This window comes from Pseudomonas alkylphenolica, from assembly GCF_004025535.1.
Lineage (GTDB): Bacteria > Pseudomonadota > Gammaproteobacteria > Pseudomonadales > Pseudomonadaceae > Aquipseudomonas > Aquipseudomonas alkylphenolica_A.
Genome location: NZ_QJRG01000034.1, coordinates 341696 through 363204, shown reverse-complemented (window position 1 = coordinate 363204; position 21509 = coordinate 341696). Strand labels below are relative to the sequence as shown.

Genomic DNA, 21509 nt, shown 5'->3' with positions numbered 1-21509 from the left:
GGTCGATAGCGCCGCTTCACTGAGCGCTGCGCATGCCTTCCTCACGCAGGTCCTGTACGCCCTGATGGGCATCCTGCACGGCTTTTTCGGCCTTGGCGGCCTGCGCCTTGCGCTCGGCAACGCGGGCATCCCATTCGGCCTGCTCGGCCAGGCGCTTGGCGTCGTCGTACTGCTTGTCATGCATGGCGATTTCAGCTTGTTTGAGCTTGTCCTGAGCGGCTTTCATCTCCACGGCGGCAAACTCGGTGCCCCCGGCGCTGACCGCCGAGTTGACTGCCGACTGGCTCACGGCGTACTGCTCGGTGGGCGGGTTACCGGCGCAGCCGGCCAGAACCAGGCTGCTGCCCAGCGCCAGTGCCGCCAGCTTGAGCCCGCGCAGGTGAGTGGCTGAGGTGTTAACGGGATGGGTCTTCATGGTGGTCAACTCCATTGGATCATTCCTGATGAACAACGAATTCCGTAACAGTCCATCGGCGCGACCCGCCTGATTCAGCGAAGGGAGGGTTTTGCCGTGATGGCTATTGGCTGTGACCGAAGCGTTTTTTCAATAGTTCAGAAAAAATTGCCGCCTTTGTGCGGCAATTGCTGGCTGACCGGTCAGCAGGTTTTTTCTGGAACTTCAGGCGTTCGCCGCAGTACGCGGGCGCCCGCGCGGGCACCCGGTACCGGCTTGATGGGGGAGAGGACGTCAGTGGGTTGATTCGTCTTTGTGGCTGCTCATGTCGTGCAGGTATCGGCGTGACAAAGCCAGAAAGCGGGGCGTCGGGCCTATGTCTTCATACAGCGGATCACCTTCTTCATCAGTGGCAATTACCTGTTGCCCGCGGATGTAGGGAAAGCTCGCTTCGAGTTCTTCCAGGGCCGCCCCCAGCAGCTCGCCGAGCAATTCTTCGGGGCGACGCTTGGGGTACATTTCGGCCAGGGCGGCCAGGCGCGCCGCCGACTCCACATCCAGGTGCAGGACATGGCCAGTGGGGCTCAGACGACCCTTGGCGTTTTGTTCCCAGTACTGGGCAAGGTCACGAATTTTCATGATGTCCTCATCGTTCCTCGTGTGTCTCATTTCAGCGTAGTCACTGCGCAGCCTTTGGTCTGCCTTGAAAGCACGACCGGTACTGGGGCACTCTGGAACCAGAGCGGTTTTTCTGGAATGCCGGAGACAAGGCTGATGACTGATATCGATGTGCGCTTGCGTGAAGATGTTCATTTGTTGGGCGAGTTGTTGGGGGACACCATTCGTGAGCAGCATGGCGAAGCGTTCCTGCAAAAAATCGAAGACATCCGCCGCAGTGCCAAGGCTGATCGCAGCGGCGCTGCCGAGCAGTTGAGTTCGACCCTCAATGACCTGGCCGACGACGAATTGCTTCCTGTCGCGCGGGCGTTCAACCAGTTTCTCAACCTGGCCAACATCGCCGAGCAGTATCAGTTGATTCGCCGTCGCGATACCGGTCAGGCCGAGCCATTCGAATCGCGGGTGTTGCCTGAACTGCTGGCGCGGCTCAAGGCTGCCGGGCACAGTGACGATGCACTGGCGCGTCAGGTGGGCAAGCTGAACATCGAGCTGGTGCTGACCGCGCACCCCACTGAAGTGGCACGCCGCACGTTGATCCAGAAGTACGATGCCATTGCTGCGCAATTGGCAGCGCAGGACCACCGCGACCTGAGCCCCGCCGAGCGCGAGCAGGTCCGTGAGCGCCTGCAGCGGCTGATTGCCGAAGCGTGGCACACGGAAGAAATCCGTCGTACCCGACCGACGCCGGTGGATGAAGCCAAATGGGGCTTTGCAGTCATCGAACATTCGCTTTGGCACGCCATTCCGCATCATCTGCGCAAAGTCGACAAGGCGCTGCAGGCCGCTACCGGGCTGCATTTGCCCCTGGAAGCGGCGCCGATCCGCTTTGCTTCCTGGATGGGCGGCGACCGGGACGGCAACCCCAATGTCACCGCACCCGTAACCCGCGAAGTGTTGCTGTTGGCGCGCTGGATGGCCGCAGACCTGTTTCTGCGGGATATCGATGCCCTGGCTGCCGAGTTGTCCATGCAGCAGGCCAGCGAGGCGCTGAGGGCCAAGGTGGGCGATGCGGCCGAGCCTTATCGGGTGCTGCTCAAACAACTGCGTGATCGCCTGCGGGAGACCCGCGCCTGGGCGCAGAGTGCCTTGAAATCGCCGCAAACGCCTTCGTCGTTGGTATTGCAGCATAACCACGACCTGTTCGAGCCCCTGCACCTGTGCTTCGAGTCGCTGCATGCCTGCGGTATGGGGGTGATCGCCAATGGCCCGTTGCTCGACTGCCTGCGCCGGGCGGTGACGTTCGGCCTGTTCCTGGTACGTCTGGACGTACGTCAGGACGCCGCCCGTCACACTGCAGCGCTGAGCGAAATCACCGAGTACCTGGGGCTGGGACGTTATGCGGACTGGGACGAAGACGCGCGAATCGCCTTCCTCCAGCAGGAACTCAACAGCCGGCGGCCGCTGTTGCCGGGTTACTTCAAGCCCCAGGCCGACACCGCCGAGGTGCTTGCCACCTGTCGTGAGATTGCCGCCGCACCGGCTGCCTCATTGGGTTCTTACGTGATCTCCATGGCGGGTGCTGCCTCCGATGTGCTCGCCGTGCAACTGCTGCTCAAAGAATCCGGTGTGCTGCGCCCGATGCGCGTGGTGCCACTGTTCGAAACCCTCGCCGATCTGGATAACGCCGGCCCGGTGGTGGAGCGCCTGCTGGCGCTGCCGGGCTATCGAAGCGCCCTGCATGGCCCGCAGGAAGTGATGATCGGTTATTCCGACTCGGCCAAGGATGCCGGCACCACGGCGGCCGCCTGGGCGCAGTACCGGGCACAGGAGACGCTGGTGCGGATCTGCGCCGAGCAACAGGTCGAGCTGCTGCTGTTTCATGGCCGTGGTGGCACTGTCGGGCGTGGCGGTGGCCCGGCCCATGCGGCGATTCTGTCGCAGCCGCCGGGGTCGGTTGCCGGGCGTTTCCGCACCACCGAGCAGGGCGAGATGATTCGCTTCAAATTCGGCCTGCCGGACATCGCCGAACAGAACCTCAACCTGTATCTGGCCGCAGTGCTCGAAGCGACCTTGCTGCCACCGCCGCCACCGCAACCGGCCTGGCGGGCGTTGATGGACGAACTGGCGGCCGATGGCGTCGCGACTTACCGCGGGGTAGTTCGCGATAATCCCGAGTTCGTCGAGTATTTCCGCCAGTCGACGCCTGAGCAGGAACTCGGCCGCCTGCCGCTGGGCAGTCGGCCGGCCAAACGCCGCGCTGGCGGCATCGAAAGCCTGCGGGCCATTCCGTGGATTTTCGGCTGGACGCAAACCCGCCTGATGTTGCCCGCCTGGCTAGGCTGGGAAGCGGCGCTGAACAATGCCCTGGCGCGCGGGCAGGGTGATCTGTTGGCCGAAATGCGCGAGCGGTGGCCGTTCTTCCGCACCCGCATCGACATGCTGGAAATGGTCCTGGCCAAGGCCGATGCGGACATCGCGCAGTCCTACGACGAACGTCTAGTGCAACCAGAACTGCGACCTTTGGGTGTACATTTGCGCGACCTATTGTCGCAGGCGTGTCAGGTGGTGCTGGGCCTGACCGGGCAGCGGGTGCTACTGGCGCACAGCCCGGAAACGCTGGAATTCATCCGCTTGCGCAACACCTACCTGGACCCGCTACATCTATTGCAGGCCGAGTTGCTGGCACGCTCGCGGCAGCGCGAAGCCGCTCTGGATAGCCCGCTGGAGCAGGCCCTGCTGGTCACCGTGGCAGGAATTGCGGCAGGCTTGCGCAACACCGGTTGAGTGAACGCAGCGCCGCTCAAATCGTTGTTCAAGGGTGGGAAGAATGCTTGCAAAGCAACAGGTTGCGCCGGGCGCAACCTGTGCTTTACAGCAGTAGTGTGTGGGGTTTTTTCCAACTTTCGACCGCTTGTGTGGCTTGAAGGCGCTGTGTATCTTGAGCAGCCTTTTGACCGATTTGTGGTCATGACCCAAATTCCGGACTTGGCCCTCTGCGCCGACTCCATTGATTTGCTTACAAAAATGAGGAGCACAATATGCGCGTGATTCTGCTGGGAGCTCCCGGGGCCGGTAAAGGTACTCAGGCAAAGTTCATCACCGAAAAATTCGCCATTCCACAGATCTCCACCGGCGACATGCTGCGTGCCGCGGTCAAGGCCGGCACTCCGCTGGGCCTGGAAGCCAAGGCGATCATGGACGCTGGCAAGCTGGTTTCCGACGAGCTGATCATTAACCTGGTCAAAGACCGCATCGCCCAGCCAGATTGCGCGAACGGCTTCCTGTTCGACGGCTTCCCGCGCACCATTCCTCAGGCTGAAGCCCTGGTGACTGCCGGTGTCGAGCTGGATGCAGTGGTTGAAATCGCCGTTGAAGACGAAGAAATCGTTCAGCGTATTGCCGGCCGCCGTGTTCACGAAGGTTCGGGCCGCGTTTACCACGTGGTCTACAACCCGCCGAAGGTTGAAGGCAAGGACGACGAAACCGGTGAAGCGCTGGTACAGCGTAAAGACGACACCGAAGAAACCGTGCGTCACCGCCTGGCGGTCTACCACGAGCAGACCAAGCCACTGGTAGACTTCTACCAGAAGCTGTCCGCTGCCAATGGTGGCAAGCCTAAGTACTCGCACATCGAAGGTGTGGGTTCGGTGGACGCAATCACCGCCAAGGTCCTCGCAGCCCTGAGCTGATCGGTACCTGCAGGTGAAGACAACGGCCCGCTTGCGGGCCGTTGTTGTTTATAATGCCGCTCTTTTTTCTTTTGCCTGGATACACCGATGACCACCTTGCTGGCCCTGGATACCGCCACTGAAGCCTGCTCCGTTGCCTTGCTGCATGACGGCAAGGTTTCCAGCCACTACGAGGTGATCCCGCGCCTGCATGCGCAGAAGCTGTTGCCGATGATCCAGCAACTGCTGGCAGATGCAGGTACCAGCCTGGCGGCAGTCGATGCCATCGCTTTTGGTCGTGGACCTGGAGCGTTCACCGGCGTGCGTATTGCCATCGGCGTGGTACAGGGCCTGGCCTTCGCCCTCGAGCGTCCGGTGCTGCCGGTGTCCAACCTGGCCGTATTGGCCCAGCGCGCGCTGCGCGAGCACGGTGTCGATCAGGTCGCGTCGGCCATTGATGCGCGTATGGATGAGGTCTATTGGGGCTGCTACCAGAACGTCGCCGGGGAAATGCGTCTCCTCGGTAACGAAGCCGTGCTGGCCCCGGAGCGCGCGGTGCTGCCTGAGGGTTCCAGTGGAGAGTGGTTTGGCGCCGGTACCGGCTGGGGCTACGCTGAGCGTATTGCGGTCGCGCTGAGCGGCCAGGATGCCAGCCTTTTGCCGCATGCACAGGACCTGCTGACCCTGGCCACCTTCGCCTGGGAGCGCGGTGAGGCGATTGCCGCCGACCTCGCCCAGCCAGTGTACCTGCGTGACAACGTGGCAACGCCAAAAGCGCGTTGAGTGCAGTTCGTCGGTTATTCCCAAGGCAAATAAAACCTTTTGCCCGAACTGTGGTCCAGTTATCAGTCGGGCATTAGCGAAGGATCTCTGATGCTGCTAAATTGCCATCATTGATCCTGAGTAGATCGCCATGCGTATCGACGGCTTTTCCTCACAGTCCTATCCCATCAAGCGTGCGCCGCGCAAAGCGCCTGTTCGTAACGATGACGTGGACGAGGATCTGCCAGGCGAGTTCGAAGTACAGCCGCAGGCCACTAACGGCCAGGCGCGCAGCGGCGGGCTGCCTGCCCGTCAGCAGGACATGATTTTCCCCCGCGCGCGCGACAAGCGCACCGCCCAGGCCCTGGCCAGCTACCTGACCACTGCAGGGTTCGTCGACTGGGAGATGGAAGTGCTGGGGCTGGACCTGTACATTTGATGGATGAATCTGTCCACGCTTCCCTATTTTCTCGGCTGCCCGTCCTGGAGTGAGAGCGCCTGGCGCGATTACCTCTACCCCGCAGATGCCAAAACCGGCGAGTTTCTTGGCCTCTACAGCCAGGTCTTCAACGCGGTAGAAGGCAATACCACCTTTTACGCCCGACCGGCCCCGGCGACCATCGAACGTTGGGCGCAGGTCATGCCTGCGCACTTTCGCTTCACTGCCAAGTTCCCCGGCGATATCAGCCACGCGGGAGACCTGCGCGAGCAGTTGGTGGCAGCACAGACCTTCATTGAGTTGCTTAAACCTCTGGGGGCAAGGGTTGCCCCCTATTGGCTGCAATTGCCGGCAGCTTTTGGTCCGGCGCGGCTGGGCGAACTCGTTGCATTTCTTGACGAAGTCGACGTGCCGGTCGCCGTCGAGGTGCGCAATCGTGCGTTTTTTGCCAAGGGCGATGAGGAACGATTGCTCAATCGGCTTTTGCAGGGGCGTGGCGTAGAGCGCATTTGCCTGGATCCGCGGGCCCTGTTCAGTTGCACGTCACAAGATCCGGGCGTGTTGCATGCCCAGTCGAAAAAGCCACGGGTGCCGCCACGGCCGACTGCCTTCAGTCAGCATCCGCAGGTGCGTTTCATCGGCCACCCGGAACTGGCGGCCAACGAACCCTTTCTACTGCCATGGCTGGACAAGGTAGCGGCCTGGGTCGAGGAAGGCCGCAGCCCCTATGTTTTCCTGCATACTGCCGATAATCGCCTGGCCGCTGCCCTGGCGCGCCGTTTTCATCGAGGCCTGATGGAGCGCTTGCCCGGATTGCCGGCTTTGCCTGAACTGGACAGGACGCCTGAGGCCGAACAGCTCGGTCTGCTCTGAACGCGCCCTGCCGCCTGCCCGGGAGCCGTGATCATGGATGTACAAACCCTGCGTGCCGAAGCCTTCAAAGCCCTGCATGAGCGCGAACGCGCTTTTGTCATTCCCAACCCATGGGATGCAGGTTCCGCCAAGCTGCTGGCCAGCCTCGGCTTCGAGGCCCTGGCCACCACCAGTGCCGGTCTGGCGTTTTCCCTGGGGCGGCCCGATGCCGAAGGTGCCATGACCCTGGAAGAAACCCTCGACAACGCCCGCGCCATCGTCGACGCCACGGCGCTGCCGGTGGCGGCTGACCTGGAAAACGGTTTCAGCGACGATCCCAAAGGCTGCGCCGAGGCGATTCTGCAGGGCGCGCAGGCAGGGCTGGTGGGAGGCTCCATCGAAGACGCCAGCGGGAATGCAGACGAGCCTATCTACAGCTTCCACCATGCGGTCGAGCGCGTTGAGGCGGCAGTGGCGGCTGTCCGTAGCCTTGAGTTCCCGTTCATGCTCTGTGCGCGTGCCGAGAACCTGCTGCATGGGCGCATGGATCTGGACGACACCATCGCCCGCTTGCAAGCCTTCGCCGAGGCCGGTGCCGACGTGTTGTATGCACCCGGATTACGCACAGCCGATGAAATTCGTGCCGTGGTCCAGGCCGTCGCGCCCAAGCCTGTGAACGTGCTGATGGGCATGAGTGGCGTGAACCTGAGCGTCAACCAGTTGCAGGACCTGGGCGTGCGGCGCATCAGTGTCGGTTCTTCGCTGATGCGTGCAGCCTTCGGCGCATTTTACCGGGGGGCCGAGGAGATACTGGGCCAGGGCACATTCACCTATGGCGAACAGGCGATGCCGTTCGACCGGTTGAATCAACTGTTCCGGCGTTGAGCCGAATGCGCAAGGGCATGCTGGTGTTGTGCCTGGTACTGTTGGCGCTGGCGGCGTATGCCTGGCGCCTGGGCTGGCGCTTGCCGGATACCTGGAACCCCTGGGCTGCGCTCGATGTGCGTGAGCCGCCGAACCTGTTGACGCCTTACAAGCTCGGGCGCCTACAGGACAACCCGCAGCTGTGCGAGCAAGCGCTGGCCACCTCCGGCCTGCGTTATCGCCAGCAAGCGGACAGCCCAGCCGATGCGCCCTGTCCGCTGGTCAACGTGGTGCGTGTCGAAGGCGCCTCGGTGCGCCTGAGCAGCAGCTTTCTGGCCAGCTGTCCGCTGGCGGTCGCGTACGCCCTGTTCGAGCGCCATGCCCTGCAGCCGGCGGCGCAACGGGCGTTTTCCCAGGCTGTGGTGCAGGTCGATCACCTCGGCAGCTTTGCCTGTCGCAATATGTATAACCGCAAGAATGGCCGGCTGAGTCAGCATGCCTCGGCCAATGCGCTGGACATCGCAGGTTTTCGGCTGGCTGACGGTCAGCGTATCCAGTTGCTCAAGGACTGGCCGGGGGAGGGCGCCAAGGCGCGCTTCCTGAGGGATCTGCACGCCGGTGCCTGTGACAGCTTCAATACCGTGCTGGGGCCGGACTACAACGCTGCGCACCGCAATCACTTCCACCTGGACATGGGTTTCTGGCAGGTCTGTCGCTGAGGCTCAGGCGGCGATGCGCACGTTGTTCAGCACAACCGGGCGAGCCCAGCGGGTGTCGAAGTCCAGCGCCGATTGCTGGGCAACCAGGGTTGGCTCATCGAAAGGCTCGGGTGCTTTGTCCAACAGCTCCATCTCGAACTCGGCGATCGGCAGGTACAGCGCTTTGGGCGTCGGTCCCGGGCCTGGCTCAGGCAGCGGATGGCCCTGGCTCATGACTACCGGGCGCACCCAGGTGTTGCTGATGTCGAGCTGGCGTTGCTGCTCGATCAGTTCGACGTCGCTGAAAGGCGGGGCGAGTTTTTCCAGCAGTTGCGGTTCGAATTCGGCAATCGGCAGGAATAACGGTTCGGGAGGGGCGACCTCGGTGTCCTGTACGTTGCACAGGCGCTGGTTGTGGATCTGCGCCAGCACCTGGCTACCACCCAGCGGTTCACCGGTGGTCTTGTCGACAGTCTCGGGGGCAACGCTGCCCGCTTCGCTGCCTTGCGCTTCTTGCTGCTCGGCCAGGGCGCGGGCAAAAAAATCCTGCCACAGGTGGCTGACGCCGCCCAGTGCCTGGGTATTGTGCCGGCCATAATCGCCGACGGGCGATAAGTAACCTGAGCTGAGCTGAAGAATATCGGTCATGGCAGTCGCGGGCCGTGAAGGTCTGGCAAAATAGCGAATACTTCGTATATCGGCCGTGGCCGGCGATCATTTAATTTTTTTGAGTACGGGATGTGATGGTGGAGCAATTGGCGGACGGCGGCATTCGGGTCGAGGCACTGACGGCCGATTATCAAGCCACAGCCGAGCAGTGGGCACAGCGCCTGGAACTGCCGCTGGTAGACGACACCGCCGCGTTTGCAGTGCAGGTCGGCGCCGCCGGTTTGCAGATCCAGCAGTTGGGGCCGCAGGCGCCCGGCCCGGTACGTGTCGACTTCGTCGAAGGTGCGGCTGCGCACCGGCGGGTGTTTGGTGGCGGCAGCGGGCAGATGATTGCCAAGGCCGTGGGCATTGCGCAGGGCGTGCGGCCGCAAGTGCTCGATTGCACGGCGGGGTTGGGCAAGGATGCGTTCGTGTTGGCGAGCCTTGGCTGTCAGATGACCCTGATCGAGCGTCAGCCGCTGGTCGCCGCCTTGCTTGAAGACGGCCTGGCGCGGGCGGCCAGCGATGCCGAAGTGGGGCCCATCATTGCGCGCATGCAGCTGCTCACCGGCAATGCCATCGAGCGCATGCGCAACTGGCAGGGTGAGCCGCCTCAGGTGATCTACCTCGACCCGATGTTCCCGCACCGGGACAAGAGCGCTCTGGTGAAAAAGGAAATGCGTGTGTTCCGTCCGCTGGTGGGCGACGACCTGGACGCTCCAGCACTGCTGGAAGCCGCCCTGGCGCTGGCCAGCCACCGGGTGGTGGTCAAACGTCCACGCAAGGCGCCGATCATTGACGGGCCCAAGCCGAGCCATAGCCTTGAGGGCAAGTCGAGCCGCTACGACATCTACCCGAAAAAAGCCCTCAAGGGGTGATCAACAGCGATAGGCGCGCAGGAACATGCTGACCACTTCTGCCACGTGCGTCTGCGCTTCCTGCGCATTAAGCGCGGGGGCGTAGCCCAGCAGCAGGCGATAGTTCGGCGCGCCCTTGAGCAGGCAGAAGAAGTGTTCCGCCGCCTTGTCCGCATGTTCGATGCGCAGCAGGCCGCGCTGGTCGGCGCGCTGCAGTAATGCCTCCATCTCGCCCAGTACCCGTAGCGGCCCGGCTTCGAAGAAGATCTGCGTCAGCTTCGGATCCTGGCTGCCCAGGGTCATGATCAGCCGCGTCAGTTGTACCGACTGTTCGCTGCTGATCAGTGCCTGAAACCCGCAGCCAATATTGAGCAGCACCTGCTCCAGTGGCACATCGTCAGGCAGGTCGAAGATCAGCTCGGGCAGTTGCGCCGTGCACGTGGCCGAGATGGCTGCGGTGAACAGCGTTTCCTTGTCCGTGAAGTGGCTGTAGACCGTCAATTTTGAAACACCTGCCGCTGTCGCGACCGCATCCATGCTGGTGCTGGCATAGCCAAGGGTCAGAAATAGCTGCTTGGCCGCCTCGAGTATGGCCTGGCGCTTTGCCAGATCCTTGGGCCGGCCGGGGCCGACGGGAGCGGTGAGATCGTTGGGCATGGTTCTCTGTTTACACGTTTCAGTAAGTGCATAGGGTACATCGCCAGCCCGGTCCTGGCTGTCCGATATCGTCATAACGCGCGCGTGTTAATGCGTTTTTTCTCTTGGGGAGCGGCTTCCCCGCTCTTGCTTGCTGATTTAATATACTCGCCAGTATAAATATTCAAAGCGCCATTCGCGAAAGGTCATTCATCATGTTGCGCCATGCCTTGCCCCTCGCTTTGCCCGTCAGCCTTGCCTTGCTGCTTTCTGCCTGCGGGCAGGAAAGCGAGCCGCAGACGTCCCTGCGCCCTGCCATGGTGGTGCAGCCGCAACCGGCCAGCTCTGCTGCCGACAGCTACCCCGGCGAGGTGCATGCGCGCTTCGAACCGGACCTTGCGTTCCGGATCGGTGGCAAGGTCAGCAAGCGTCTGGTTGAGGAAGGGCAGCGGGTCAAGGCCGAGCAGCCCTTGGCTGAGCTGGACCCGCAAGACGTGCGCCTGCAACTTGAAGCCAGTCGCGCCCAGTTGGCCGCTGCGCAAGCCAACCTTTCCCTGGTCAAGGCCGAGCGTGATCGCTACAAAACGCTGCTTGACCGGCAGATGGTCAGTCACTCCCAGTACGACAATGCTGAAAACCTCTACCGCGCGGGCCTGGCCAGGCTCAAGCAGGTGCGGGCAGAGTTTGACGTGGCCGGTAACCAGGCCGAATACGCGGTGCTGCGTGCCTCCCAGGACGGCGTGATTGCCAAGCGCCAGGTTGAAGTGGGGCAGGTGGTCTCCGCAGGCCAGACCGTGTTTACCCTGGCCACCGACGGCGAGCGCGAGGTGCTGATCGGCCTGCCTGAGCAGCAGGTCGGGCATTTCAAGGTGGGCCAGCCGGTCTCGGTTGAGCTCTGGTCGCAACCTGACCAGCGTTTCAACGGGCGCATCCGCGAGTTGTCACCGTCGGCCGACCCGCGTTCGCGGACCTTCGCCGCGCGCATTGCCTTTACCGCCGGCAAGGTGCCGGCAGAGCTGGGGCAAAGTGCCCGCGTCTATATCCAGCACGATCAACAGGCACCCCTGGCGGTACCACTGTCGGCGTTGACTGCCGAAAACGGCCAGACCTATGTCTGGCGGGTGGACGCCAGCAACACCCTCAAGCGCATTCCGGTGCGGGTAGGGCCTTATGGTGAACACAGTGTCCCGGTGCTCGAAGGGCTCAATGCCTCGGACTGGGTGGTGGCGGCTGGCGTGCATGTGCTCCAGGAGGGGCAGCAGGTACGACCGGTGGATCGTTCCAATCGTGTGGTGAATCTGGCGGCCAAGGAGTAAGTCCCGATGGGTTTCAACCTTTCCGCCTGGGCCCTGCGCAATCGGCAGATCGTGCTGTTCCTGATGATTCTCCTGGCCGTGGTCGGCGCACTGTCCTACACGAAACTGGGGCAGAGCGAAGACCCGCCCTTTACCTTCAAGGCCATGGTGATTCGCACCCAGTGGCCAGGCGCAAGCGCCGAGGAAGTCTCGCGCCAGGTCACCGAGCGCATTGAAAAGAAGCTGATGGAGACCGGTGAGTACGAGAAGATCGTCTCGTTCTCGCGTCCTGGCGAGTCGCAAGTCACCTTCGTTGCCCGCGACTCGATGCATTCGGTGGAAATCCCCGAGTTGTGGTACCAGATCCGCAAGAAGGTGGCCGATATCCGTCACACCTTGCCGCCGGGTATCCAGGGGCCGTTCTTCAACGACGAGTTCGGTACCACCTTTGGCAACATCTACGCCCTGACCGGCGATGGCTTCGATTACGCCGTGCTCAAGGACTACGCCGACCGGGTACAGATCCAGCTGCAGCGGGTCAAGGATGTCGGCAAGGTCGAGCTGCTGGGGTTGCAGGACGAGAAGATCTGGATCGAACTGTCCAACCTCAAGCTGGCGACGCTGGGTTTGCCGCTGGCTGCCGTGCAGCAGGCCCTCGAGGAGCAGAACGCGGTCAGCACCGCGGGTTTCTTCGAGACGCCTAGCGAACGCCTGCAACTGCGGGTCAGCGGTCGCTTTGATACCGTCGAGCAGATCGAACAGTTCCCCATCCGCGTAGGCGAACGCACCTTCCGTATCGGTGATGTGGCCACGGTGCGCCGTGGTTTCAACGATCCTCCCGCACCGCGCATGCGCTACATGGGGCAGGACGCGATCGGTCTGGCGGTGTCAATGAAAGCGGGCGGCGACATCCTGGTGCTGGGCAAGGCATTGGAGACCGAGTTCGCGCGGATTGCCCACAACCTGCCGGTTGGCATGGAGCTGCGCAAGGTGTCGGATCAGCCTGCGGCGGTGAAAACCGGCGTGGGTGAATTCGTCCAGGTGCTGGTCGAGGCTCTGGCGATTGTATTGCTGGTGAGTTTCTTCTCCCTCGGCATGCGCACCGGGCTGGTTGTCGCCCTGGCGATTCCACTGGTGCTGGCGATGACTTTCGCCGCCATGTACTACCTGGGGATCGGCCTGCACAAGATTTCCCTGGGGGCGCTGGTACTGGCCCTGGGCTTGCTGGTGGATGACGCGATCATTGCCGTCGAGATGATGGCGATCAAGATGGAGCAGGGTTTCGACCGCTTCAAGGCGGCCAGCTATGCCTGGACCAGCACCGCTTTCCCTATGCTGACCGGTACGCTGATCACCGCGGCGGGTTTTCTGCCGATTGCGACTGCCCAGTCGGGTACGGGCGAGTACACCCGTTCGATCTTCCAGGTCGTGACCATCGCCTTGCTCGCTTCCTGGGTTGCTGCGGTCGTCTTTGTGCCTTACCTCGGAGCAAAACTGTTGCCGGACCTGGCCAAGCTGCACGCGGCCAAGCACGGCACCAGCGAGGGTGGCCCAGACCCGTATGGCACTCCGTTCTACCAGCGTGTAAGGCGCCTGGTCGGCTGGTGTGTCGGGCACCGCAAGACGGTGATCGTGGCGACGCTGGCGTTGTTCATCGGCAGCATCCTGCTGTTTCGCTTCGTGCCGCAGCAGTTTTTCCCGGCCTCCGGGCGCCTTGAACTGATGGTCGACCTGAAACTGGCCGAAGGTGTTTCGCTGAGCAATACCACCGAGCAGGTCAAGCGCCTGGAAGCGATGCTCAAGGAGCGTGCGGGTATCGACAACTATGTGGCCTACATCGGTACCGGTTCGCCGCGGTTCTACCTGCCACTGGACCAACAGCTGCCCGCTGCCAGCTTTGCCCAGTTTGTGGTGCTGGCAAAAACCATCGAAGAGCGCGAAGCATTGCGCAGCTGGTTGATTACTACCCTCGATGAACAGTTTCCGGACCTGCGCTCGCGAGTCACACGCCTGGAGAACGGCCCGCCCGTGGGCTATCCGGTGCAGTTCAGGGTAACCGGCGAGCACATCGAGCAAGTGCGCGCGCTGGCGCGCAAGGTCGCGGTCAAGGTGCGGGAGAACCCGCATGTGGTCAACGTGCACCTGGACTGGGAAGAGCCGAGCAAGGTGGTCTATCTGAACATTGACCAGGACCGTGCCCGTGCTCTGGGAGTCAGTACGGCCAACCTTGCCAAGTTCCTGCAGAGCTCGTTGACCGGCTCCTCGGTCAGCCAGTTCCGTGAAGACAACGAGCTGATCGAGATCCTGTTGCGCGGTACGCAGCAGGAGCGCACCGAGCTTGCCAACCTGCCAAGCCTGGCGGTGCCCACCGACAATGGCCGCAGTGTCGCCTTGTCGCAGGTGGCCACCCTGGAGTACGGCTTCGAAGAGGGCATCATCTGGCACCGTAACCGCCTGCCAAGCGTCACTGTGCGGGCCGATATCTACGGCAAGGAGCAGCCGGTAACCCTGGTCAAGCAGATACTGCCGACCCTGGACCCGGTGCGTGCCGAACTGCCTGACGGTTATTTGCTGGAAGTGGGCGGTACGGTAGAGGACTCGACGCGTGGGCAGAAGTCAGTGAATGCCGGGGTGCCGCTGTTCATCGTCGTGGTGCTGACGCTGTTGATGCTGCAATTGCGCAGCTTCTCGCGCACGGTGATGGTGTTCCTCACGGCGCCACTGGGGTTGATCGGCGTGACCTTGTTCCTGCTGGTGTTTCGTCAACCGTTCGGTTTTGTCGCCATGCTCGGAACCATTGCCCTGTCGGGGATGATCATGCGCAACTCGGTGATCCTGGTCGATCAGATCGAACAGGACATCGCTGCCGGGCTGGACCGCTGGCAGGCGATTATCGAGGCAACGGTGAGGCGTTTCCGGCCGATCGTACTGACCGCGCTGGCGGCGGTGCTGGCGATGATCCCGCTGTCGCGCAGTGTGTTCTTCGGGCCGATGGCGGTGGCGATCATGGGTGGGCTGATCGTGGCGACGGCGCTGACGCTATTGTTCCTGCCGGCGCTTTATGCGGCGTGGTTCCGGGTGAAGAAGACTTGAATGGGCATTGCCTGAAACTGCAGGAGCCGGCGAGCCGGCTCCTACAGAGAGCGCTTACAGCGCGCCAAAGACCTTTTTCGCCAGGCCTGTGGCTGCCGCCGCCGGGTTCTGGCGAATGCCTTCTTCCTGCTTGGCGATCATTTCGAACAGGCCATTGAGTGCCTGTTCGGTCACGTAGCCCTCGACATTGGCGTTCTTGGCGTCCAGCACGCCCAATGTCGCCGCTTGCCCGGCGAAGCTGTTGTACTGTTTGGCCAGCCCGACCTGGTCGGTCGCTTGCTTGACGATCGGCAGGAACTTGGCGCGGATCTGCTCACGGCTGGTCTTGCTCAGGTACTGAGTTGCCGAGTCGTTACCACCTGCAAGAATGCCTTTGGCATCATCGACGGTCATTTTCTTCACGGCATCGACCAGCAGCGCCTGGGCCTGCGGCACGGCAGCCTCGGCAGCCTTGTTCATGCTGGCTTCAAGTTGCTCGACCTGCTCGCCCATGCCGAACTGCTTCATTTTCTTCGCGACTTTGCCGAGGTTGCCCGGCAGTTCGATGCGTACATCCGGGTTGGTGCTGAAGCCACCCGGTGTGCCGAGTTGCTTGACGGCAACCTGGGCACCTTGGGTCAGGGCATCCTTGAGTCCACCCGTTGCATCTTTTTGAGACAGGTCGCTGAGCGACAGCGCCAGTGCGCTGGCCGAAAGCAGCAAGCCGGCGCACAGGCCGGTAAAGGTGAGAGCAGGGCGAAACATGGCAGCATCCTTATCAATAATCAGAACGGGCGATCAGCGAACAGCATCGACTTTAATGCGCAGCGACTGCTGGTCCTTGCCATCCAGCGTGACACCATGGTGCTCGGTGTTGATGAACAGCAGCTTGCCGTCCAGTTCGATTCGCGCGCTGATTGCGTAGCGATGGCCTGGCTTGACCTGTGCCGGGTCATAGCTCAGGTGGAAGGGCAGTGGAACGTTGCCTTTTACCGGACCGTTCTGGCTGGCCAGGGTTACGGCGGGGGCGTCCATCAGCGAAACGTCCTGCAGGCTGACACTCAGCGTGGCCGCCGGTGGCAGGGCGATGCGTTGCAGGTAGAACACTTCACCGTCGAGGCTGACCTTGGAGGCGGGCGGGGTGCTGCTGCAGGCGGCCAGCAGGCCACCAAGTAGAATCAGGGATAGTTTTTTCATGTAAAGCTCCTTGAGGACGGTGCCACAGTGTCGGCGGCCGTCCAGGTAAAGTCGTATGGCTCCAGGGCACAGGCCAGTATGGACTATGCCGATGTGTCGGTAGTTTCCTCGTTGCGATGCAAAGCCACCTGCCGGATCGACAGGCGTATCTCCGCCGACAACACACGTTTGGCCGCCCCCTCGGCCAACTCACTCAGTTTCTCGTGGTAACCCAGTTTGCCATTGGTATCCGGGCGCAACACGCCTTGCTCGATCTGGGTCTGGATGAAGTGGCGGAACAGGGTCTTGTCAAAGAACTCGGGCGCGTTCAGACCGTGCAGGATCGACAGGCGCTGGGCCATGACCACGCAGAGGTCTTCGAGCTCTTCGGCGCTCAAGGTGTGCTGGCCGCTGTTGAGCAACAGTGCGGTGGCCATGTAGAAGCGCTGCAGTGTCTGGGTAATGGCCCGTGCCAGCAGGGTCAGCAGCACGAACTGGCGTGAACTCGGCGCCGGCCGCAGGTAGACGTCATTCTCGAAGCGCAGCAGACCTTGTTCGACAAACGCCTGCAGCCACTGGTCGATTACCCCGTCCAGCTCCTCTGGTTCCCAGCGAATGAACAGCTCCGACTGCAGGTACGGGTACAAGGCCCGGGTGTACTGCAGGATCAGGTCGCGGCTCATGCGCGAGCTGCTCTGGAAGAAGCTCGCCAGCAAAGCCGGCAGCGCGAAGATATGCAGGACGTTGTTGCGGTAGTAGGTCATCAGGACGGCGTTCTGCTCGTCCAGGTAAAGGATTTTACCCAGGGCGTCACTCTGTTCGGCCAGCAGGTCCATGCCTTTGACGTGGCTGATCAGGGCCAGCCCGTCACCTTCCGGCAGGGTGGTATGCGGCGAATAGGGCACCTGGCGCAGCAATGCCAGGTACAGGTCCAGGACCCGCGCCAGCGCGCGCTCGTCCAGGGCCAGGCGGCTGGTGGAGAGCAGGGCCAGGGCGACCAGGTTGACCGGGTTGATCGCAGCGGCTTCGTTCAGGTGACGGGCCACCTTTTCACCCAGGCGCGACGTGGTTTCGTTGAGCCAGGCCGGGCGGAACTGCGGGGCGTGCGACTGTTCGCGCCAGCCGGGTTGCTGTTCATCGAGGAAGGCCCCGAGGCGGATTGGTTCGCCGAAATTCACCGCGACCTGGCCAAAACGCTGTTTGAGCGCACCGATGACCTTGAAAATGTCGAAGATGGACTCTTTCTTCTTGCTTGCGCCCCGCAGTTCGCCCAGGTAGGTACGCCCTTCAAGCACCCGCTCATAGCCGATGTAAACCGGCACGAAGACGATGGGCGTACGCGATGAACGCAGGTAGCTACGCAAGGTGATGGCCAGCATGCCGGTCTTGGGTTGCAGCATGCGACCAGTGCGTGAGCGACCGCCCTCGACGAAGTACTCGACGGGAAAGCCCTTGGTGAACAGGGTGTGCAGATATTCGTTGAACACCGCCGTGTAGAGCGGGTTGCCCTTAAAGGTGCGGCGCATGAAAAACGCCCCGCCGCGACGCAGCAGGCCGCCGATGACCGGCATGTTCAAGTTGATCCCGGCGGCAATGTGCGGCGGGGTCAGACCGTTGCGAAACAGCAGGTAGGAGAGCAGCAGGTAATCGATGTGGCTGCGGTGGCAGGGCACGTAGATCACTTCGTGACCCGGGGCGATGCCTTGCACCTGTTCGATATGGTTGACCTTGATGCCGTCGTAGATCTTGTTCCAGAACCAACTGAGCACCACTTCGAGGAAGCGGATGGCGGTATAGGTGTAGTCCGAGGCGATCTCGTTGCCATAACGCAGCGCCTGGGCTTCGGCTTTGGCCAAGGGGATCTTCTCGCGCTCGGCCTCGTCGACGATGGCCTGGCGTACCAGCGGGTCATGGACCAGGCCTTTGACCAGGTTGCGCCGGTGCGAGATGTCCGGGCCGATGACCGCGGTCTTGAGGTTGCGAAAGTGTACGCGCAGCATGCGTTGGGCCATGCGCACGGTGCGTTCATGGCCTTTGTTGTGCTGCACCAGTTCGCGCAGGTGGATAGGTGCAGAGAACTGCACGCGGGTCTTGCGGCCCAGGATCAGCACGGTCAGCAGGCGGCGCAAGCGACCGGTCACCGCCCAGCTGTCGGCAAACAGCAGTTTCCACGGGCTGGATTCGCTGGCCGGCGACTGCCCCCAGAACACGCTGACGGGAATGATCTGCGCATCTTCTTCGGCATGCTGGCTAACGGCATTGACCAGGCGCGCAAGGGTCGGTGGCGCGCCGCGTTTGTCCTGGCGGCCCAGCCAGTCCGGCTCGGGCGTCAGGTAGAAAAATGCAGCGGGCTCCTGCAGGGTACCCACGGCAACCGGCAGTACCGGGCGCGGAAGCCCGGCTTTGGTGCATTCACGGTCGAGTACGGCCAGGTCGGTCAACGAGGGCGACTGAAGGGCATAGAACACCGGACGGCTACGGTCCAGGTTCAGGGTGAAGGACGACTGATTGATAGTCTCGGAGCGAACCCACAAGTACAACAGGCGACGCAGGGCGCCAAAGATCAGGCGGCGCAGGGGGGAACGGGTCATACAGTGTGTGCTCTGGGTGATTTTTCGAGTTGTAGCTCAGTCGGTTAGTGTGACGTATATGCGCAAGTTCAGCAAAAAGCCGACCGGTCATAAAAAATCTTTGTGGCCTGTCATATACTCGGTCCGCAGCTTGCAGGTGTATTCCTCAAGCTGTGTCGGCGGAGGGGGTGAATCTCCGCTTGCAAGGCGATTCCAAAATAAAAATCCGGAGTAGTTCAGATGTCGTCTCGTGAGACTGGAAGTGTTAAGTGGTTCAATGACGCCAAAGGTTATGGCTTCATTCAGCGTGAAGGTGGCGCGGATGTGTTCGTTCACTACCGTGCCATTCGTGGTGAGGGGCATCGCACTCTGATCGAGGGGCAGCAGGTCGAATACAGTCTGACTCAGGGCCAGAAAGGTCTGCAGGCAGAAGACGTAATCGGTCTGTAAGCGCCGGGCCACGGGCCTTGAGCCTGGGTCCACAAGCGAAAAGGCCCGTCGCCGGACGACCGGGACGGGCCTTTTCGTAGAAGCCGGCTCAGCCGGTACGCCAGGTGATTTCCTCTTCACCGTCGGCACTGATGCGGATCCAGCGGTCGGCATCTTCTTCACCTTCTTCCTCGACCCAGCTACCCGGGGCGCAGCGCACTTCGACGTTCAGTGCAGCGAAGGCCGCGCGGGCACAGGCAATGTCGTCTTCCCAAGGCGTCTGATCGCTTTCCAGGTAAAGACTGTTCCATTTGCCTACAGCCTTCGGTAACCAGGTAACCGGAATGTTACCGGCCTTGCACTTATAGGTCTGGCCTTTCTGTACCCAGTCGCTGCAAGGTCCCAGGGATTCTCCGAGCCAGGCGGCGATCTGTTTGTGATCGACGTCGGCGTCTTTGAGGTAAATCTCGATATCGGGTTGGCGCATGAGGGGGCTCCGGTGTGCTCAGTCTTGGCGCACGAAATAATCGTAACGCATCGATACCGTGACCTCGAAAGGCTCGGCCTGCTCGATGACGCGGGCTCGTTTTTCTGCGCTGGCGCGCCAGCCATGAGGGGTCATGGCCAACAGGTCGGCGCGAGATTTGCCATCGACAAGGCTCAGGCGGAATTTCAGGGTTTCGCTGTGGGCGTGCTGCATGCCCGGCGGGACTAGGGCCAGGTGCTTGTCGTCGGCGTAATCGCGCACTTCATCATAGAGCTTGTGGCGCAACTCGATCAGGTGCTCGTTGGTCGGGCCGACACGCATCAGGCCCCCACCGGGAGCGAGCAGGCGCAGCGCTTCCTGCCAGTCCAGCGGGCTGAACACGCTGGCCAGGAACTGGCAGCTGGCGTCGGCCAGCGGCACGCGCGCCATGCTCGCGACCAGCCAGGTCAACGCCGGGTTGCGTTTGCAGGCACGCTTGACCGCCTCACGAGAAATGTCCAGGGCGTAGCCATCGGCCGCCGGCAGCGCCTGTGCAATCCGGGCGGTGTAGTAGCCTTCGCCGCAGCCGATATCCAGCCAGCGTGCAGGCGCGCGCTCGGCGGCCAGTTCGGCCAGGCGCTGGGCCACCGGGGCATAGTGGCCGGCATTGAGAAAGTCGCGGCGGGCTTCAACCATGGCCAGGTTGTCGCCTGGGTCGCGGCTGTTCTTGTGCTGCACCGGCAACAGGTTCAGGTAGCCCTGGCGGGCACGGTCGAAACGGTGGCCTGCCGGGCAGGCCACACCGTTGTCGAGCGTGTTCAGCGGTGCACTGCAGAGCGGGCAGATGAGCATCAGGCAAGCAACCGGGTCAGGGTCTGGTAGTAGATCTCGGTCAGCACGTCGAGGTCACTGGCCAGAATCCGCTCGTTGACCTGGTGAATGGTGGCGTTGACCGGGCCCAGTTCGACCACCTGGGTACCGAGGGTGGCGATGAAGCGGCCATCGGAGGTACCGCCACTGGTCGACGCCTGGGTTTCACGGCCGGTGACGGCCTTGATGCTGGCCGACACGGCATCGAGCAGTTCGCCCGGTTCGGTCAGGAACGGCAGGCCGGACAATGCCCAGTCCACGTGCCAGTCCAGCTGATGCTTGTCGAGGATCGCGGCGACACGTTGCTGCAGGCCTTCGACGGTCGACTCGGTGGAGAAACGGAAGTTGAACAGTGCCGTCAGCTCGCCGGGGACCACGTTGGTGGCACCGGTGCCGGAGTTGAGGTTGGAGATCTGGAAGCTGGTCGGCGGGAAGAAGGCGTTGCCTTCGTCCCAGTGCTCGGCTGCCAGTTCCGCCAGGGCCGGGGCGGCCAGGTGAATCGGGTTCTTCGCCAGGTGCGGGTAGGCCACATGGCCCTGAACGCCGCGCACGGTCAGCTTTGCACCGAGCGAGCCGCGTCGTCCGTTCTTGACCACATCGCCGACCAGGCTGGTGCTCGATGGCTCACCGACGATGCACCAGTCCAGGCGCTCTTTGCGCGCGGCCAGGCGTTCGATCACGGCCTTGGTGCCGTGGTGGGCCGGGCCTTCCTCGTCGCTGGTGATCAGGAAGGCGACCTTGCCGCGGTGGTTCGGGTAGTCGGCGACGAAGCGCTCGGTAGCCACGACCATTGCCGCCAGGCTGCCTTTCATGTCGGCAGCGCCACGGCCACAGAGCATGCCATCGGCATCGATCAGTGCATCAAACGGGTCGTTCTGCCAGGCCTGCACAGGGCCGGTGGGCACAACGTCGGTGTGACCGGCAAAGCACAGTACCGGACCGTCCTGGGTGCCATGAGTGGCCCAAAAGTTGTCGACGTCTTCGATACGCATTGGCTCAAGCATGAAACCGGCATCGCCCAGGCGTTGCATCATCTGTTTCTGGCAGTCGGCGTCAACCGGGGTCACCGAGGGGCGACGAATCAGGTCGCAGGCCAGTGCGAGGGTAGGCGAGAGGTCGGCTGGGGCCGTCATTGAAGGAACTCCGGGGGCAAGGCAGGGCACAAATTCGAGGGGCGTTATCTTATAGCAATTCG

General features: G+C 62.3%; 21 protein-coding genes. 11 read left to right on the top strand and 10 right to left on the bottom strand.

Annotation, left to right across the window (positions count from 1 at the left end; all coding sequences use genetic code 11):
* Positions 1-16: 16 nt before the first annotated feature.
* Entirely contained in the window at positions 17-430 is a 414-nt protein-coding gene (locus tag DM813_RS05770; protein ID WP_128322455.1) for a DUF4398 domain-containing protein, read from the bottom strand.
* 258 nt (positions 431-688) lie between these two features.
* Complete coding sequence (locus tag DM813_RS05765) at positions 689-1033, bottom strand: pilin assembly protein (protein WP_128322454.1); 345 nt, start codon at positions 1031-1033, stop codon at positions 689-691.
* Between the two features lie 135 nt (positions 1034-1168).
* Here DM813_RS05765 and ppc point away from each other — a divergent pair, with 135 nt between their 5' ends.
* From ppc to DM813_RS05730, 7 genes are all read left to right on the top strand, one after another.
* Positions 1169-3796: a phosphoenolpyruvate carboxylase gene (gene ppc, locus DM813_RS05760; protein ID WP_128322453.1), complete on the top strand. Its 2628-nt coding sequence runs from the start codon at positions 1169-1171 to the stop codon at positions 3794-3796.
* Between the two features lie 254 nt (positions 3797-4050).
* On the top strand, positions 4051-4701 hold the full coding sequence (adk, locus tag DM813_RS05755) for an adenylate kinase (protein ID WP_128322452.1): 651 nt from the start codon (positions 4051-4053) through the stop codon (positions 4699-4701).
* 87 nt (positions 4702-4788) lie between these two features.
* A complete protein-coding gene (gene tsaB, locus DM813_RS05750; protein ID WP_128322451.1) occupies positions 4789-5463 on the top strand; it encodes a tRNA (adenosine(37)-N6)-threonylcarbamoyltransferase complex dimerization subunit type 1 TsaB in 675 nt (224 codons plus the stop codon).
* Positions 5464-5593: 130 nt separating this feature from the next.
* Positions 5594-5881 (top strand): hypothetical protein, encoded by a 288-nt coding sequence (locus tag DM813_RS05745; protein ID WP_128322450.1) that lies wholly within the window; start codon positions 5594-5596, stop codon positions 5879-5881.
* Positions 5882-5884: 3 nt separating this feature from the next.
* The gene (locus tag DM813_RS05740; protein ID WP_128322449.1) at positions 5885-6754 is read left to right on the top strand and encodes a DUF72 domain-containing protein; all 870 of its coding nucleotides are present in this window, start codon (positions 5885-5887) and stop codon (positions 6752-6754) included.
* A 33-nt stretch (positions 6755-6787) separates the two neighbouring features.
* Positions 6788-7618: an isocitrate lyase/PEP mutase family protein gene (locus DM813_RS05735; RefSeq protein ID WP_128322448.1), complete on the top strand. Its 831-nt coding sequence runs from the start codon at positions 6788-6790 to the stop codon at positions 7616-7618.
* A 5-nt stretch (positions 7619-7623) separates the two neighbouring features.
* Positions 7624-8316, top strand: coding sequence for an extensin family protein (locus DM813_RS05730; RefSeq protein WP_241653138.1), 693 nt, complete (start codon positions 7624-7626; stop codon positions 8314-8316).
* Positions 8317-8319: 3 nt separating this feature from the next.
* Here the strand turns inward: DM813_RS05730 and DM813_RS05725 are convergent, their stop codons facing one another.
* On the bottom strand, positions 8320-8943 hold the full coding sequence (locus tag DM813_RS05725; RefSeq protein ID WP_128322447.1) for an energy transducer TonB: 624 nt from the start codon (positions 8941-8943) through the stop codon (positions 8320-8322).
* 95 nt (positions 8944-9038) lie between these two features.
* On the opposite strand from DM813_RS05725, the gene DM813_RS05720 reads away from it, so the two are divergent.
* The gene (locus DM813_RS05720; protein ID WP_128322446.1) at positions 9039-9821 is read left to right on the top strand and encodes a class I SAM-dependent methyltransferase; all 783 of its coding nucleotides are present in this window, start codon (positions 9039-9041) and stop codon (positions 9819-9821) included.
* Here DM813_RS05720 and DM813_RS05715 read toward each other — a convergent pair whose 3' ends face one another.
* Positions 9822-10457 (bottom strand): TetR/AcrR family transcriptional regulator, encoded by a 636-nt coding sequence (locus DM813_RS05715; RefSeq protein WP_128322445.1) that lies wholly within the window; start codon positions 10455-10457, stop codon positions 9822-9824. It abuts the gene before it with no gap.
* A gap of 194 nt (positions 10458-10651) precedes the next feature.
* On the opposite strand from DM813_RS05715, the gene DM813_RS05710 reads away from it, so the two are divergent.
* Both DM813_RS05710 and DM813_RS05705 read left to right on the top strand, forming a co-directional pair.
* Entirely contained in the window at positions 10652-11752 is a 1101-nt protein-coding gene (locus DM813_RS05710; protein ID WP_128322444.1) for an efflux RND transporter periplasmic adaptor subunit, read from the top strand.
* Positions 11753-11758: 6 nt separating this feature from the next.
* On the top strand, positions 11759-14824 hold the full coding sequence (locus DM813_RS05705) for an efflux RND transporter permease subunit (RefSeq protein WP_128322443.1): 3066 nt from the start codon (positions 11759-11761) through the stop codon (positions 14822-14824).
* A gap of 54 nt (positions 14825-14878) precedes the next feature.
* Here DM813_RS05705 and DM813_RS05700 read toward each other — a convergent pair whose 3' ends face one another.
* The 3 genes from DM813_RS05700 to plsB all read right to left on the bottom strand — a co-directional run bounded on the left by DM813_RS05700 (position 14879) and on the right by plsB (position 18570).
* Positions 14879-15568, bottom strand: coding sequence for a DUF4197 domain-containing protein (locus DM813_RS05700; RefSeq protein WP_128322442.1), 690 nt, complete (start codon positions 15566-15568; stop codon positions 14879-14881).
* 33 nt (positions 15569-15601) lie between these two features.
* Positions 15602-16000, bottom strand: a complete 399-nt coding sequence (locus tag DM813_RS05695; protein WP_128322441.1) for a YbaY family lipoprotein — start codon at positions 15998-16000, stop codon at positions 15602-15604.
* Positions 16001-16083: 83 nt separating this feature from the next.
* Positions 16084-18570 carry a glycerol-3-phosphate 1-O-acyltransferase PlsB gene (plsB, locus tag DM813_RS05690; RefSeq protein ID WP_128322440.1) on the bottom strand — a complete coding sequence of 829 codons (2487 nt, stop codon included), beginning with the start codon at positions 18568-18570 and terminating at the stop codon, positions 16084-16086.
* A 219-nt stretch (positions 18571-18789) separates the two neighbouring features.
* Here plsB and DM813_RS05685 point away from each other — a divergent pair, with 219 nt between their 5' ends.
* Entirely contained in the window at positions 18790-18999 is a 210-nt protein-coding gene (locus tag DM813_RS05685; RefSeq protein ID WP_028942973.1) for a cold-shock protein, read from the top strand.
* Positions 19000-19087: 88 nt separating this feature from the next.
* On the opposite strand, the gene DM813_RS05680 is transcribed toward DM813_RS05685, so the two are convergent.
* From DM813_RS05680 to dapE, 3 genes are read right to left on the bottom strand one after another with little or no spacing between them, the layout of a single operon-like run.
* Entirely contained in the window at positions 19088-19465 is a 378-nt protein-coding gene (locus tag DM813_RS05680) for a hypothetical protein (RefSeq protein WP_128322439.1), read from the bottom strand.
* A gap of 18 nt (positions 19466-19483) precedes the next feature.
* Positions 19484-20296 (bottom strand): putative RNA methyltransferase, encoded by an 813-nt coding sequence (locus DM813_RS05675; protein ID WP_128322438.1) that lies wholly within the window; start codon positions 20294-20296, stop codon positions 19484-19486.
* Positions 20296-21447, bottom strand: coding sequence for a succinyl-diaminopimelate desuccinylase (dapE, locus tag DM813_RS05670; protein ID WP_128322437.1), 1152 nt, complete (start codon positions 21445-21447; stop codon positions 20296-20298). The genes DM813_RS05675 and dapE overlap by 1 nt, the downstream gene beginning before the upstream one ends.
* Positions 21448-21509: the final 62 nt, after the last annotated feature.